The organism is Gordonia sp. DT30 (assembly GCF_049844915.1).
Lineage (GTDB): Bacteria > Actinomycetota > Actinomycetes > Mycobacteriales > Mycobacteriaceae > Gordonia.
In genome coordinates, this window is sequence record NZ_JBNCLY010000035.1 from 13673 (window position 1) to 28175 (window position 14503).

The following is a 14503-nucleotide window of genomic DNA, read 5'->3' on the forward strand; positions in this document are numbered from 1 at the left end:
GGCGCGTATCCGGGTGTCAGATCAGCGTGGACCAGTAGTCCCAGAATCGGATGCCGATGGCGACGATGACGATCGCGTACCACAGAGGCAGTAGCACCCAGAGCCAGCCGCGGATCTCGTGGGCCCGATCGGAGTCACCCATGAGGCGTCCGACGCTGAGGATCAGCAGGATCGGCGTCAGCGCCCAGACCGCCATGCAGTACGGGCAGAGTGCGTTGATCCGGTACAGGCTCTGGAAGGCGAGCCAGTTGACGAAGACGAAACCCAATGCGAGACAGATTGTCTGGCCAAGCCAATACCAGCGTGGCAGGGTCACCCGGGTGGTGGTCAGGACGCCGGTCACGATGATCACCGAGAACGCGGCGATACCGATCAGCGGATTGGGGAATCCGAAGAGGCGGGCCTGCGCGGTCACCATGACCGAGCCGCACGACAGCACCGGATTGATGCTGCAGCTCGGCACATATGACGGATTGATCAGGATCTGGATGCGCTCGATCGTCAGTGTCGTCGAGGCGACGAAGCCGACGACACCGAGGACGAACACCACGATTCCGGTGACGCGGGAGACCTCCGGCCGCTGCAGCCACCACGAACGGCCGTCGTCGATCCCGCTGCCGTCGGTGGCCACGGCGGCGGCGTCCTGCTCTTGCATGTCAGTCGGTTCCGTGGTCGGTGTCCCGGAATCGGGGGCCGCATCGGCGCGAGATTCGGTCTTGCTCATGGTTCGTCGCTTCGCTTCGGGTGTACTCACTGCTGGGCGCCGGCGGCCTGGTTGATTGCGGCGAGGAAGGCCTGCGGGCCCTGCTGGATATCGAAGTCCTGGCCGTTGATCTTGACCGTGGGTGTTCCGCTGATCTGAGACTTGTTGGTCTGATCGGTGACCCACGCCTTGAAGTGCGCATCGCTGATGCACTGCTTGACGTTGCCGGGAGCGCCGGCCTTGGTGGCATACGAGGCCAACTGGTCGTCGCTCAGACCCGCACTGTTCTCTTCGGGCTGGTTCTCATACAGAAGGCCGTGGAACTTCAGCCACACCGCGAAATTGTCGGCCCCCTTGGTCGCCTCGGCGACACACGCCGAGGCGTTGGCCGAGCGCGTGGAGTAATCGGTGCTGGACATCTTGTCGAGGATCGCGACGGGCTGATAGTCGATGGCGACCTTCGGGTTGGACCGCGCCTGCGTCAGCGCGTCGGAGTAGACCTGCTCGAACTGCTTGCAGACCGGGCACTGGAAGTCCTCATAGATCTGCACGGTCGCCGGCGGCGTGGTACCCGCCGGAGCGGTGGTGAGCCGGAAGGCGTTGTTGGTCACGACCGACGGCGTGGCACCGGCGATCGGCGCGCCGTCGTCTTTGCTGCCGAGCTTGCCGTTGGATGCGAGAATGGCAACTGCCACGACAGCGGCGATCACGATGATCGCGACTGTCGATCCGATCCGTATCCACAGCGAACGTCGCCGTTCGGCTGCGCGCGGATCGACAATCGGCTTGCGGCGTTTGTCTGCCACTGTTCTCTCTCCCTGGTTCACGGGTTCGGTGCGCGGACGTCGGGCACCTGGCGCCGGCCATACCGGGTCGCATGGACCTGCATGGACCTGCACGCCGGTGTTCAGGGTACTGGCAGGTGGCTGAGGACTATCTGAGCGGTACCGAGGCCGGGACGTTGGTCCCGCGTGGCCCTCGTCACGTCGGTGGCCGGCCGCCCGAGAGCGGGCCGTTCAGCGCTTCTACACACGGTCGTAGACTGGGCGCGACGCCGTCTCGCTGCGACGTTGCTAGGAGAGCTTCTGTGACCGCCCCAGACGATGCCCGTACCGATGTCGATTCGCCTGCCGATGTGGATCCGTCCACTGATGTCGAATCCCCATCAGACCCGGTGACCGGGCAACCCGACGCCGACGACTCGAAGGTCGCCGTACCGGCCGCCGACACATCAGGCCCGCGCCGGCCCACCGTCGCAGCGACGCGTTGGGTCGGTGCGGTGCTCATCGCGGGCTTGGCAGGTGTCGTCGTCTACGCCTTGGTGTCCGGGCCGGCGCGCCAGATCGAACGCGGCGACCCGTATCCCGGCCTGACCACCTCGGTGCTCGTCGTCGCCGGGTACTTCGCCGGCGCCGCGCTCGCCGCCTTGTGCCTGGGCGCACTGGCCTTTGTGGTGACCGGTTCGCGGCCCGACCACGACGGCATCATCGACGCCGGGGTCTACCGCGCGCACCGGCTGGTGTCGGGTGCGACGCCGGTGTGGGCGCTGCTCGCCTGGGTGATGGTGGGGGTCTCGGCAGCCGACGGCTACGGGGTCTCGCTGAGCAAACTGCTGTCCTCGGGGAAGCTGTTCGAGGCGATCGGCATCAGTGAAGGAGCTGTCGCCTGGCTGGTGGTCGCCATTCTCGCCACGATCGTCGCCATCGCGATCCGATTCTTCTTGTCGTGGATCGCGCACCTGGTGCTGCTTGTCCCCACCGGCATCGCGGTCGCCGCGTTGCCGATGGCAGGCAACGGCGGGCAGGGACCGAATCACGACTACGCCACCAGCCTCGTCATCCTCTTCGTACTGGCGCTGGCCGTGTCCATCGGCTACCGCGTCGCCTATGTGACGGCGCCGGCCATTCGCAGTGAGGGTGACCGCGCGATCCTCGAACGCCGGCACGCGCGGGTCGTGGCGGTCGCCGACATCGTGGCACTGCTTTCCGGGATCTTCCTCGTCGCGCTGTTCGTACCTGCCCGGTTCCTGTTCACCACCGCATTCGGGGTGGCATCGGTGCTGATGGTGCTCGGTCTGCTGGCGGCGGCGGCATGCAGTGTGTGCGCGTTGCGGCCCGGGCCGCAACGCGACCGGATCTGGCGTGCCGAGCTGATCGGTGTCGCAGCGATGGTCGTGGTCTTCGCGTGCTGGGCGGTCATGGACACCCGGGTGGCCCCGCGCCTGCTCGCGCATCCATTCACCGCGTGGGACGTCTTCCTCGGCTACGAACTGCCCGGTCCGCCGACTGCGCTACGGCTGGCCACGTTCTGGCGCTTCGACTTTCTCATCGGGACCGCGTTCATCGTCGTCGCGGCGCTCTACGGTCTCGGGGTGTGGCGCTTGCGCCGCCGCGGCGACGAGTGGCCGTGGGGCCGCACCCTTTCTTGGATGCTGGGTTGTCTGTGCGCTGTCGTCGTCACCGGGTCGGGGGTGCGCGCCTACGGGTCGGCGATGTTCAGTGCGCACATGGCAGAACACATGGCGCTCAACATGTTCGTGCCCGTGCTCCTGGTACTCGGTGCCCCGGCGACCCTCGCCCTGCGTGCGTTGCCGACCGCCGGCTCTGCCCGCCCGCCCGGCCCGCGGGAATGGTTGTTGTGGTCTTTGCATTCGAAGGTGACCCGGGTGCTGTCGAGTCCGGTGGTCGCACTGCTGCTGTTCGTGTTGTCGTTGTATGCGGTGTACTTCACCGCCATCTTCGCCACCTTCACCCGCTACCACTGGGGTCACGAGCTGCTGACGATCCACTTCATCGTCGTCGGCTACCTCTTCTACTGGGTGATCATCGGCATCGACCCGGGCCCGCGTCGTATCCCATACCTGGCACGCATCGGATTGTTGTTCGCGGTCATGCCTTTTCACGCGTTCTTCGGGATCGCGTTGATGACGAAGTCGTCGGTGATCGCCGAGAAGTTCTACAGTGAGGTCCATTTGCCGTGGGTCACCGACCTTCTCGCCGACCAGTGGACGGGCGGCGCCATCGCCTGGGGCGCCAGTGAGGTGCCGGTGGTTCTCGTGGTGGTGGCGATCGTCACGCAGTGGGCCAAATCCGACCGGCGCGATGCCCGTCGCGCCGACCGGCATGCGGAGACCTACGAGGACACCGAACTCGACGACTACAACAAGATGCTCGAAGAACTCACCCGATCGCGGCGCTGAGTTCGGGCGTTCGCGTGGTTGGCGGGGTAGGCCTCGCCGATCGCCGACTTGACCGGAACGGGGACAATCGACATATGCGGTGTGAGGTCGCGCGAGAGGCGCTGTCGGCACGTGTCGACGGAGAGCGTGAGACCGTGCCGTCGGCCCGGGTCGACGAACACCTCGCCGGGTGCGCCGAATGTGCGCAGTGGTATCAGGCGCTGCAGCTGTTCACCTTTCCCGAGATCGGTGAACCGATGCGGGTGGTGCGGGCCGACACCGCACCCGACCTCGTCGACCGGATGATCGCCGCGGCCGGCGACGGCGGACCTGTTATCGAGAACAGAGCCGAGAAGTCCTCACGCATGTGGTGGGCGCTTGCGGCGGTGTGCGCCTTCGTCGCGGGGGCATCGGCGGTGGGCGTGGTGGTGACGCACGGATCGGTGACGATGATCTGCCTGTTCGCGCTCGCCGTCGCCGCGACCGTCGGGGTCACGGTGCGCGCGCGGCAGTAGCCGCCCGATGACGGTCCCAGTGGCGGCGGCTCAGCGGCGGGCGTCGCCGAAATGCTGCAGCCGCAGACTGTTGGTGACGACGAACAGCGATGACAGGGCCATCGCGGCGCCGGCGATCAGCGGGTTGAGCACGCCGAGCGCCGCGATCGGGATTGCGGCGACGTTGTAGCCGAAGGCCCACACGAGGTTCGTCCGGATGGTGCGCTGCGTGGCGCCGGCCAGACTGAGGGCGGCGGGTACTGCACGCAGGTCGTCGCGGACCAGGATCACGTCGGCGGCGCCGATCGCGACGTCGGTGCCGCGTCCGATGGCCAGCCCGAGGTCGGCGGTCGCGAGGGCGGGGCCGTCGTTGATGCCGTCGCCGACCATCGCCACCGAGTGGCCGTCGTCCTGCAGCCGGCGCAGGGTCTCGACCTTTTGATCCGGGAGTACCTCGGCGATGACGTCGTCGACGCCCACCGCCTCGGCGACGGCCCGGGCGGCGCCCTCGTTGTCACCGGTGAGCAGGATCGTGCGCAGCCCGGCCGCCTGCAACGCCGCGATCGCCGGTGCCGCCGACGGCTTGACGGAGTCGGCGACCGCGATCGCGGCGGCGGGCTCGTCGTCGATGATGACGTACACGACGGTCTTGCCCTGCGTCTGCGCATCGCGGCGCGCACGGGCCAGTTCGGTGGGGACCACGAGCGAATGCGCGGCCCACCGCGGCGACCCGACCCGCACCGTCTGCGAGCCGACCACCCCGCCGACGCCGCGTCCGGGTTCGACATGGAAGTCGCTCACCTGCGCGCGCCGGTCCTCGTCGACGGCGGCGGCGATCGCGGTGCCGACCGCGTGTTCGGAGGCGGCCTCCACCGCGGCAGCCAGCGCGAGAACCTCATCGGCGTCGAATCCTGCTGCCGCATGGACGGATTCGACCGACAGTGAGCCCTCGGTCACGGTGCCGGTCTTGTCGAAGACGACGGTGTCGATCAGACGTGAGGTGTCGAGGGTCTGATATCCCTTCAGGAAGATGCCGAGTTGTGCGCCCCGGCCGGTCGCCACCATCACCGCGATCGGGGTCGCGAGGCCCAACGCGCACGGGCAGGCGATGATCAGCACGGCCAGCGCGGCCGACACCGCGCGGTCGGCCGGTTCTCCGGCGAGCAGCCAGGCAGCCAGGGTCACCAGCGCGAGGGCGACGACGACCGGGACGAACACCCCGGCGATTCGGTCGGCCAGCCGCTGCGCGCGCGCCTTGCCCGATTGCGCCTGCTCGACCAGCCGCATCATCCCGGCGAAGGCGGTGTCGGCGCCGACCGCGGCAGCCTCGACGATCAGCCGCCCGTTGAGCACGGTGGTGCCGCCGATGACCGCCTCGCCCGGGGTGACGTCGACCGGCCGGGATTCGCCGGTCATCGCGCTCATGTCGATGGCCGCACTGCCGTCGATGACGAGGCCGTCGGTGCCGACCGTCTCACCCGGGCGGACGACGAAGCGCTGCTGTTCTTTGAGTTCCTCGGCCGGGATCCGCATCTCGCGTCCGTCGGCAAGAAGTACCGCAACGTCTTTCGCGCCGATCGCGGCCAGCGCCCGCAACGCCCCGCCGGCCCGTGAACGGGCACGCGCCTCGAAGTAGCGGCCGGCGAGGACGAGGACCGTGACGCCGGTGGCGACCTCGAGATAGATCGAGTCGCTGCTCCAGATCGCGTCCCACACGCCGTGGGTGGCCGCCGCATCGGGGTCGGTGGTGAACATCGAGTACAGCGACCAGCCGGTGGCTGCCAGCACTCCCAGCGTGACCAGGGTTTCCATGGTGGCCGCGCCGGTGCGCAGGTTCTTGGCCGCGACCCGGTAGAACGGCCACGCACACCAGGTGAGGATCGGCGCGGCCATCGCGAGCAGCAGCCACTGCCAGCCGGTGAAGCGGGTGGCCGGCACCACCGCGAACACGATCGACATGTCGGCCAGCGGGACGAACAGCACCACCGCGACGGCCAGACGCCGGAACAGGCGCTTCGCGTCGTCGGCGTCGGTGTCGGGGATCTCGGTGGGCACCTCGGAGCGCGGGGTCGCGCCGTAGCCGGCCTTGTCGACGACCGAACACAGTTCCTCGGTGCTGATCTGAGGCGATGCGTCGACCGTGGCCACCCGGGTCGCGTAGTTGACCGAGGCGCGCACCCCGTCGACCTTGTTGAGCTTGCGTTCCACACGCGCCGCGCAGGCACCGCAGGTCATGCCGGTGACGTCGAGTTGGCGCCGCTGTTGCTCGGTGGCGGCATCGGCATCGGGCATCGTGTCGGTCGCCGCGTCATGCAGGGTGGTCACATCATCCTCGATCTCTCGGCCCGCCGACGCGATCTCCGACGGCGTCCCGGGCCACAACACACTCGTCCTCCGAGGATAGGTCGGTCGGCGGGGCCGTCGAGTTCCCGCCTGATCAGGTGGGCTGCGTCACAATCGGGGATCGGGCGGCTCAGACCGAGCGGCGGTGGTGCGTCGTCGAGGCGGCGATCAGTGATTCGCGGGCGCGGGCGACCCGGGATCGGACGGTACCGACCGGGCAGCCGGTGACGTCGGCGGCCTCCTGATACGAGAGCCCGAGGATCGAGGTGAGCACCAGTGCCTCGCGGCGCTCGGCGGGCAGGCCTTCGAGCAGGAGGTTCACCTCGACGAGGTCCTCCCACCGGGAGCGGGTGATGCGGGTGGCGTCGGCCGCCGACACCCAGTCCACCCCGGAACTGATCCGCGGGCGGGACCGGTCGTGGCGTACCTCGTCGGCGCACACGCGTCGCGCGATCGACAGCAGCCATGTCTTCGCGCTGGCCTCGGCCCGGAACCGGGAGATGCTCTTCATGGCCCGGAGATAGGTTTCCTGGGTGAGATCGTCGGCGGTCGAGGCATGCCCGAGATGGGCGATGAACCGCCATACGTCCTTCTGGGTGGCGCGGATGAACGCCGTCAGCGCTGCCCGGTCGCCCGTCGCGGCGAGCAGCGCGGCGCGCGTCAGCTCGGCGTCGGACGGGCATTCCATGCCGCTCACCCTATCGGGTCGGCCGTTGCGGCGGCGATGCCCACCCCGGGGGGCTAGGACACGCCCCAGTCGCGCAGCACGCCGGTGTAGCGCTTGGGTGGCGGTGACGCGAACTCGCCGGAGGAGGTGCCGGTACGCAGCCCCATCGCCGCCATCGCCGAGAGCATTCCGACACCGGCGGCGACGCCGTCGATGACGGGCGCGCCGATCTGGGCCGAAACCTGTTGCGCCAGATCGGCCATCCCGGCACAGCCGAGGAGGATGGCGTCGGAGCGGTCGTCGGCCAGTGCCTGTACGCACGCCTTGGCGAGGATGTCGGCGGCGTCGGGACGCGAGTCGAGTTCGAGCACCGGTATCTCGCAGGCGTGGATGCCGAGGCACTGGACGGCGAAACCGTAGTGGTCGACGAGGTCGCGGGCGCGTCCGATCGTGCGCGAGAGCGTGGTGACGACGGAGAACCCGCGGCCCAGGGGTGCGGCCAGATGCATGCCGGCCTCGGCGATTCCCAGGACCGGGGCGTGCGCGAGTTCGCGGGCGGCGTCGAGCCCGGGATCGCCGAAGCAGGCCAGCAGGTAGCCGTCGGCGCCGGGATGGGTGGCGATCGCGTCGAGCACCCCGGGGACCGCGAGCGCCTCGTCGTAATGGCTCTCGATCGATTCCGGGCCCATCGCGGCGGTGACCGCGACGATCTCGGCGTCGGCCCGCGCGACGGAACGGGCGGCGTCGGAGATCATCGCGGTCATCGCGGCGGTGGTGTTCGGGTTGATGACGACCAGCCTCATGGCGGCGAGCTCACCTCTCGCCCGATCCCGCTGCCGATCGGCCTCTCATTCGCCTCACCTCACGCCGTGGTGAGCGACGCGGTGCCGCCGTCGTTCTCGCTGTCGCCGGCCGACACGGTGGTCGGTTCGCCGTCGACGCTTGTCGTGCCGTCGGCGGCGACGGAGATGTCGGTGGTGGAGTGCGCGGTCACCTCGGCCGGCGCAGTCGCACGCCCGTACACGAACTCGTTGGGCGCCAAGCGCATTCCGGCGTAGTAGATGATCAGTCCGGCACCCGCGCCCATGAACCAGGTGAAGCTGGCCTCGTAGGCGGTGCCCCAGATGACGAACGAGATCGGCAGGATCGAGGCGAGGATCACCGAGATCACCGCGACCGGATTCCAGCCGTTGCGGTAGAAGTAGGTGCCCCGCGGTTCACGGGTGAACAGGTCGTCGACGACGATCCGCTGCTTCTTGACGAGGTAGAAGTCGGCGATGAGGATGCCGAACAGCGGGCCGATCACCGCGCCGAGCGTGTCCATCGTGTAGTGGATCGCGCTGGGATTGTTGAACAGATTCCACGGGGTGATCAGCACCGAGCCGACCGCCGCGATCATGCCGCCCATCCGCCAGGTGACCTTGGTCGGCGCCACGTTGGAGAAGTCGAAGGCGGGGGAGACGAAGTTCGCGACGATGTTGATGCCGATGGTGGCGATGGCGAAGGTGAGCACGCCGAGCACCGCGGCGGTGGTGTTGTCGATGTGGTCGACGATGTGGACCGGGTCGGTGACGATCTTGCCGTCGGCGTCGCGGCCGATGACGGTCGCCCCGGCAGATACGGTGCACACCACCAGGATCGAGAAGAACAAGAAGTTCACCGGCAGGCCCAGGAAGTTGCCCTTCTTCACCTCACCGAATGTCCGGCCGTAGCGGGAGAAGTCGCCGAAGTTGAGCATCGGACCCGAGAAATACGACACCACCAGGGCGAAGGCGCTGATCATCGCGGTGATCGACCCCCAGCCGGTGGTCCCCGATCCCTCGGACAGATCGAAGTGCACGTTGCTCCACCCGGCCTTGACGATGAGGTAGGCGGCCAGTGCGATCATCACGACATAGACTGCGGGACCGCAGAAGTCGATGAATTTGCGGATGGTGTCCATGCCGTTCCAGAACACGATGGCCTGCAACACCCACATCAGGATGAAGCCGCCCCAACCGACCGGGGACAGGCCGAGGAAGAAGTGTGAGCCGTCCTCGCCGTACTGTGCCAGTGACGGCCAGAACTTCAACGCCAGCAAGCCGAATGCGACCGAGGCGAGGTAGGTCTGGATGCCGTACCACACCACCGCGATCACCCCGCGGATGATCGCCGGGATGTTGGCGCCCTTGACGCCGAAGCAGATTCGGGTGGTCACCGGGTACGGCACCCCGGCCTTCTGCGAGGGTTTGGCGACCAGATTGCACAGCAGGTTGACCGCCACGATGCCGACGAGCAACGCGATCAGCACCTGCCAGGCCGCGATACCGAGAGCAAAGAGGCTGCCCGCGAACACATATCCGCCGACGCTGTGCACGTCGGACATCCAGAAGGCGAAGATGTTGTACCAGGACCAGTTCTGCTCTTTGAGCGGAGCGAGATCCTCGTTGGTCAGAGATGGGTCGTAGCCGGGTTTGATGACGCTCGCGCCGGCGGCGCTGTGATGCGTCTGCGCCCCCGCGGAGTCGGTTGATGTGGCCATGGATGATGCTCCTCACAGGAAAGTGTTGAGGAACAACCTAAGAACGATTTGTTACCCGGCGATTAATCGGCGGATATATTCTGGGCGGCCATCACGTGGTGCGGTGGCGGCGCTCCTCGGAATCGGGTGGCGCAAGCGACACCTCGGGTTCGATCCCGCGGAACTGCTCGAGACCGTCGATGCGCGGACCGTCTTTGGTGGCGTGCTCCCAGAGCTGGTCCTGCAGCCGCGTGGCCTTCGCCGCGACCGCACGCGCCGCCTTCTGCGTGGCCTCGGTGATCGATGCGGCCAGCTCGTCGGGAGTGACGGTGTCCAGATCGTCGAGGTCGATCTCGGTCTCGATGACCACGCCACGGGCGTTCACCCAGATGTGGACGTACTCGTCGGCCGACCACGCGTCGGCGGTGAGCGCTCGGAGACGTTCGGTGATCGCGGCGGTCTCGTTGCGGAACCGATGAACGCTGCCCGCGATGTCGTCGAGGATCGATTCGAAGTCCAGTGGTGAACCCATGTCGGCCATTGTGCCCGGTGCGGCGCGGCAGGGGGAACTGCTGGGGTCTGGTCGATGTGTTAGCTTCGGTAATCAGTTGGCGGGTGTGAATTCGACTGTGGGGGAAGAATGTCCGATTTTTGGATGCGGCCGGAGTTTTCTGATGCGGCCGATCGGTTCGACGAGGCGGCGAGCAGTGTGTCGGGGCAGGCTTCGGGGTTGGACGGTGGTGGGCATCCGTGGGGTGAGGACAAGTTGGGGAATTCGTTTTCGTCGAAGTTTATGCCCGACCTCGATCAGGTGCTGACCAATTTGTCGAATATGGCGACCAAGTTGGGTGATGAGGGTGAGGCGGTGACGCGGATCGCCGGGTCGGTGACGCGGGCTGATCAGGGTTTTGGTGGGTGATCGCGTGGGTCGCGGGGGGCGGCGGTGACGATCAGGTTGCCGGGCTGGTTGAGGTGGCTCGGCGACAAGATGGGGGAGGAGTTCCCCGACGGCGATGAGGATGCGTTGCGCCGGTTGGCGCAGCAGTTCCGTGAGGTGGCCGACGGTTTGGAGTCGGAATCGTTGTCGTCGACGCGTACGGCGATCTCGACGGCACTCGACAACATCGAGGGTCGTACGCGGGATGCGTTGGAGACCGAGTATGCGTCGCTGACGTCGGGGGAGGCGTCGATTCAGGCGTTGGTGTCGCAGGTGCGGTCGTTGGCCGACGGCCTGGAGAACATGGGTACCGAGGTCGAGTTCACCAAGGAAATGTATATCGCGAACTTGGTGGTGTTGGCGGCGACGATCGTCATGTTGTTGGCGACGGCGTGGTTCAACTGGTCGGCGCCGGCGGAGGTGACGGTGGCGATCGCGGCGACGCGCGCGGCGATCACGCGGCTGGTGCTGGAGACGGTGGGCCGCATTGTCAGCGAACAGGTCGCGCGGGTGATCGCCGACATGGCTTTGAACATGGTGCTCGGCGCGGCGATGAACACTGCGGTCTCGGTCGGCATGGACCTGGGTGTTCAGGGCATCCAGAATCTTGAGGGCACGCGGCACGGGGTCGATTGGGGTCGGGTGGGTGCTGATGCCGAGTCGGCGGCGATCACCGGTGTGCTCGCCGGTGGTGTGGCGGGGGGTTTGGGGCGGGTCGCCCCGGGTGTGGACAATGTGGCCCGCAATTATGTGCAGGGTGTGGCGGCCAATACTGTGGGAATGGTTGGGGCGCAGGAGATCACGACCGGTCATGTCGATGTGGGGTCGGCGGTGGGGGCGGGGCTGGTCTTCGGTGGTGTCGACGCGCTGGGCCGGTCGCTGCACGGGAATGAGTCCGGTGCTTCTGGTGAGCCGGCCGCTTCTGACGTGCCTGCTGTTGCCGACGCGCCGGCGGGTTCCGGACTTGCCGAGGGTGAGTTGTCGCCGGATCTGATGGCCGAGATTCACCGGGCCGACGGTGTCGGCGCTGGTGGGGTGCCCTCGGAGTCGGCGACGACTGCGGCCGGAACCGGGGCCACTGCTGGTGGGGCGGATGGCGGGCACGGGTTGCCGGCCGGTGGTGAGGTCGGTGGGCGTGCCGCGGATTCGGGTGTGGGTGGGCGGGGTGTCGAGCCGGGTGGGGCGGGAGTTGCGGCGACGTCGGGTGATGCGGCGACGGCGGGTGAGGCCCGTGCGGCCGCGGTGGCGGCGCCGCGGCCCGAGCCGTCGGCGCGTCCGACTGCTTCGGTGACGTCGGTGTCCGATGGTGCGCGTTTGGGTGGGGGTGCGGGCATTCCGGTGACCCGGATCGCCGATTCCGCGGTGACGCCTGTGGCGCGGCCGGACGGCACCGCCGGCGGGGCACCGGTACCGGAAGGCTCCCGCGGTACTCCGGTGATCGATCCCGGCCGCAGTGAGCCGATGGTGACGCATCTGGCCGGTGACGATCCGGCACCGGCATCGGGGCCGGTGGACCCGAGGCCGTCGGACACGCCAGGCTCCGATGACCCGGCGGGCCCGACGCCGACGACCGGCGAAATCCCGAGCGGCAGCCGCGGTTCTGGCGTCGACCCGGTGTCCGACGCGCCGGTGTCTGACCTACCCGTGTCCGACGCGCCACCGAGCCGGCCGCAGCCGTCGGACACAGCCGCCCAACCCGCTCGCGCCGACGGCGGTGCGGCGCCGGCGCGGGACTCCGCTGCGGCATCGAAAGATGATGCTGCACAGCAACAGCAGGCATCGAATCGCGAGTCATCGAATCGGGCGACATCGAATCGGGAGACGCCGGAGCCGCGGCGGGCGGCCCCGGAACCTGGTCGGGCGGGGGTGTCGGATGCTGGTGGTGCGCGGTCGCCGCGTGTTGCGGGTGAGCCGGTGGCCACACCGGCGGGCGAGCACGACGGTCCTGCGGGTGGGGATGTCTCCGGCTCGCAGTTCGGTGGCGCCGGTGTGGCATCTGGTGGCCATGCCGCCGGCGGGGAGCGTTACGTACCGGAGTCGGGTGAGGAGACGTGTGCTGCTGACGTCGTCGATTATCTGTCGGAGACGACGGGCGGGGAGTTCGTGTTGCCGCATGAGCCGACCGCGAGGGGGATTCCGGCGCGGGATTTGTTTGAGGCGGTCGGTTCGGAGGCGGGTGCGGAGTCGTATGGCGGTATCCATGACACGTTGCTCGGTTTGGGTGATGGTGCGCAGGCGCTGATCGCGTCGCGGTGGGCTGCTGATGGGGAGGGGTTGGGGGGTCACGCCTATGTGGCGGTCAATGACGGTGGGGTGGTGCATCTGGTGGATCCGATCACCGGTGCGCGGTTGGGGTGGCCGCCGCATTGGGGTGAACAGAACGTCGGTGTGGTGGTTGCGGGCTACTTCCACCCTGATGGCTCTGCGGTGCACCCGTTGGTGGGGGAGGCGGGTTTGCATGCGGCGTTCGAGGTGGGTGAGGTCGGTGCGGGTCCGCGGTCACGGTGGTTGGACCCGGGGCGTGGTGAGCCGGTCGGTGTGATCGATCGCCCGGATCTGGGGGTGGGTGCTGAGGGGACGCCGGTCCGGGAGAAAGTGTTCGAGGAGTGGACTGCGCGTATCGAGCCGAGGCTCGATCCGGCGGGGTTGGGTAGGGAGCATCCTGATTTTCGGGAGGTGGCCAGGCATGAGCGTGAGGTGGAATATCCGGTGGGTACCCATCCGGTGTATCCGGAGAATCGGGTGTTCGAGACGACGACGGGTGTCGGTGGTAACGAGTTGACGTTGATCACGGTGGTCGGGGAGAACGGGTTGGAGGTGCCGGTGGGTGGCAAGGTGGTGATCGGTGAGGTGTTTGATCGGGTGGATCGGCCGTCGGCGGAGGTGTCCGCGCAGCGGATTGCTGCGTCGGGGCAGGGTGTGCAGGAGGTGTTCGAGGGTGATCAGGGTGGGCATGTGTTCGGGTTCCGGTTCGTGCTGGCCCAGGGGTTGCGCAACATGTTCGCCCAGGATGGGCATTTCAATATGGTGCCGTATCGGGTGATGGAAAACGAGTGGTCCGACTTCGCCCGGTACGGGGCGCGGGTGAAGGTGGAGATCAATCTGGAAGCGCCAGTTGTGGGGGAGAGGCCGGTAAAGATTTCGGTCTTGGGCAAGGCGTATTCGGCGAAGTCGAACGTTCTGCTCGAAGACGTAGACCTGAGCCACGTCTTCGCGAATGATTCATCGCAAACGTATGAGCGCGAGTATTTCAAGAAGGAGATTCTGGCGGTGGTGGCTGAAGCCGAGAAAGGTGAGAGTTGATGGCTGAGTTGGAGGATCTGTTACGGGCGCTGGGTATGGAGCTTGCGGAGATCGTGGTGAATACGAAGGGTGATTTGTCGGAAGGTCCGTGGGATAGATATCTGTCGATTGATCATTTCAGTCCTGGCCATATAGTGGGTACACGCGCGGCGTGGGTGGGCGGTGACCGGATCCGTGGTCGGTCGACTGGGCTGTCGATGCAGGACTTTACGCGCGTCAGCAAGGTAGTGGAGCAGTTTCGTCGCGATTTTCCGGTTCCTTTGTGGTTGTTTGATGCGTTGGTGTTGGTGGTGGATCGGGTGCCGGTGCGGGGTGTGGTGCATGTGGTGTGTGGGGATGTGGCGGCGGGGTTTGAGGCGTCGATGGCGACGGCGGGGC

Annotated in this window: 10 protein-coding genes and 2 pseudogenes; 5 read left to right on the plus strand and 7 right to left on the minus strand. The window is 67.4% G+C overall.

What is annotated here, in order from left to right; all coding sequences use genetic code 11:
• Nucleotides 1-16: 16 nt before the first annotated feature.
• Together ACLQ3C_RS20615 and ACLQ3C_RS20620 are read right to left on the minus strand one after the other, a co-directional pair.
• Nucleotides 17-724 carry a vitamin K epoxide reductase family protein gene (locus ACLQ3C_RS20615; RefSeq protein ID WP_425706967.1) on the minus strand — a complete coding sequence of 236 codons (708 nt, stop codon included), beginning with the start codon at nucleotides 722-724 and terminating at the stop codon, nucleotides 17-19.
• Between the two features lie 26 nt (nucleotides 725-750).
• Nucleotides 751-1509, minus strand: a complete 759-nt coding sequence (locus tag ACLQ3C_RS20620) for a DsbA family protein (protein WP_425706968.1) — start codon at nucleotides 1507-1509, stop codon at nucleotides 751-753.
• Between the two features lie 368 nt (nucleotides 1510-1877).
• Between ACLQ3C_RS20620 and ACLQ3C_RS20625 the strand changes: the two genes are divergently transcribed.
• Both ACLQ3C_RS20625 and ACLQ3C_RS20630 read left to right on the plus strand, forming a co-directional pair.
• Nucleotides 1878-3902 carry a cytochrome c oxidase assembly protein gene (locus tag ACLQ3C_RS20625; RefSeq protein WP_425706976.1) on the plus strand — a complete coding sequence of 675 codons (2025 nt, stop codon included), beginning with the start codon at nucleotides 1878-1880 and terminating at the stop codon, nucleotides 3900-3902.
• Nucleotides 3903-3976: 74 nt separating this feature from the next.
• Nucleotides 3977-4076, plus strand: a pseudogene (locus ACLQ3C_RS20630) (zf-HC2 domain-containing protein); the annotation flags it as partial.
• Between the two features lie 350 nt (nucleotides 4077-4426).
• Here the strand turns inward: ACLQ3C_RS20630 and ACLQ3C_RS20635 are convergent.
• The 5 genes from ACLQ3C_RS20635 to ACLQ3C_RS20655 form a co-directional block, all read right to left on the minus strand.
• A complete protein-coding gene (locus tag ACLQ3C_RS20635) occupies nucleotides 4427-6667 on the minus strand; it encodes a heavy metal translocating P-type ATPase (RefSeq protein WP_425706977.1) in 2241 nt (746 codons plus the stop codon).
• 181 nt (nucleotides 6668-6848) lie between these two features.
• The gene (locus ACLQ3C_RS20640) at nucleotides 6849-7406 is read right to left on the minus strand and encodes a sigma-70 family RNA polymerase sigma factor (RefSeq protein ID WP_425706969.1); all 558 of its coding nucleotides are present in this window, start codon (nucleotides 7404-7406) and stop codon (nucleotides 6849-6851) included.
• 53 nt (nucleotides 7407-7459) lie between these two features.
• The gene (locus ACLQ3C_RS20645) at nucleotides 7460-8188 is read right to left on the minus strand and encodes an aspartate/glutamate racemase family protein (RefSeq protein ID WP_425706970.1); all 729 of its coding nucleotides are present in this window, start codon (nucleotides 8186-8188) and stop codon (nucleotides 7460-7462) included.
• A 59-nt stretch (nucleotides 8189-8247) separates the two neighbouring features.
• Complete coding sequence (locus ACLQ3C_RS20650; RefSeq protein ID WP_425706971.1) at nucleotides 8248-9906, minus strand: NCS1 family nucleobase:cation symporter-1; 1659 nt, start codon at nucleotides 9904-9906, stop codon at nucleotides 8248-8250.
• A 91-nt stretch (nucleotides 9907-9997) separates the two neighbouring features.
• Entirely contained in the window at nucleotides 9998-10417 is a 420-nt protein-coding gene (locus ACLQ3C_RS20655) for a YbaB/EbfC family nucleoid-associated protein (protein WP_425706972.1), read from the minus strand.
• 108 nt (nucleotides 10418-10525) lie between these two features.
• Here ACLQ3C_RS20655 and ACLQ3C_RS20660 point away from each other — a divergent pair, with 108 nt between their 5' ends.
• The 3 genes and pseudogenes from ACLQ3C_RS20660 to ACLQ3C_RS20670 form a co-directional block, all read left to right on the plus strand.
• A complete protein-coding gene (locus ACLQ3C_RS20660) occupies nucleotides 10526-10804 on the plus strand; it encodes a hypothetical protein (RefSeq protein WP_425706973.1) in 279 nt (92 codons plus the stop codon).
• A 24-nt stretch (nucleotides 10805-10828) separates the two neighbouring features.
• Complete coding sequence (locus ACLQ3C_RS20665; RefSeq protein ID WP_425706974.1) at nucleotides 10829-14125, plus strand: toxin glutamine deamidase domain-containing protein; 3297 nt, start codon at nucleotides 10829-10831, stop codon at nucleotides 14123-14125.
• Nucleotides 14125-14503 (plus strand): annotated as a pseudogene (locus ACLQ3C_RS20670) (hypothetical protein); the annotation flags it as partial. The gene ACLQ3C_RS20665 and the pseudogene ACLQ3C_RS20670, both read left to right, overlap by 1 nt.